The organism is Paenilisteria riparia FSL S10-1204 (genome assembly GCF_000525995.1).
Classification (GTDB): Bacteria; Bacillota; Bacilli; order Lactobacillales; family Listeriaceae; genus Listeria_A; species Listeria_A riparia.
Genome location: NZ_AODL01000055.1, coordinates 1 through 938 on the forward strand (window position 1 = coordinate 1; position 938 = coordinate 938).

A 938-nucleotide genomic window follows, 5' to 3' on the forward strand; every position below is an offset into this window, starting at 1 on the left:
ATGCTACCGACACAGTACGAATCAATGGCTACAGCGCAACTGGTAGTCTATTAGATTCCCAACCCGTAACAATCGTTAACAATATCACAGGTAAAATCACTTCCGCAGACGCATTCAAAATTGGCAAAGACAGCTACATCACAGCAACATACACAGGTGATATCGCAAAAGCTGAACTACAAGTCAACGGCAAAGCCTTGCAACGTATCGCTGTTACTAACGGTACCATTAAATACTACGCCAAAACGAGTATTACAAACACAACCGACGTAGTAAAACTAGTAACATACAATGCAGCAGGACAACAAGTGGACAGCAAAAACATTACGATTTCTAAAGCTACTGGTGAAATAACAGCTAACCCGGTGAAAGCTGGCGATAGTTATTTAACTGGAACGGCAACAGGTGACATTGCCAAGGTAGCGCTTCGTGTGAACGGAGTTACTCAAACAAGTGTGGCCTTCATACAAGCAGAAGGCAGTTATAAATATTACATCAAGAGTCTTCAATTAAAGCCCACTGATAAAGTTACAATTATTGGCCTAGACGGAAGAAGTAATGAAATCCACATATCAGGTGTAACAATTACAAATTAAAAAAGGTAAAGAGGGATTTTTATGAGGCGTAGAACCAGCATCTTCGAGTAAATAGGACATTGCATAATTTTCAAACAACGAGGCAAGAACAGCAAGTACCGAAACAAGCCAAGTCTCCGAATAAACAGAGACTTGGCTTGTTTTTCGTTAATGATGCTAATAAACCACACGCTCTGCGTGTGCGGCGACGGATAGCTTTAGCGTTAAAAATCTCCTTTCGCTATAATAGAATTGGCCGCAAACCAAAATTCTGTGCGAAAGGAGATTTTTTTTTTATGCCTAGTAACGATGATAGTAGTTTATCACATACTCGTTGGAATTGTAAGTGTCATATTGTGTTCA

At 40.0% G+C, this 938-nt stretch carries 1 protein-coding gene and 1 pseudogene; both read left to right on the plus strand.

Annotated features, from left to right (window positions below; all coding sequences use genetic code 11):
* Positions 1–596, plus strand: a 596-nt coding sequence (locus PRIP_RS17260; protein ID WP_036102641.1) for an immunoglobulin-like domain-containing protein, incomplete at its 5' end; no start/stop codon positions are given.
* A gap of 59 nt (positions 597–655) precedes the next feature.
* Positions 656–938, plus strand: a pseudogene (locus PRIP_RS17460) (hypothetical protein); the annotation flags it as partial.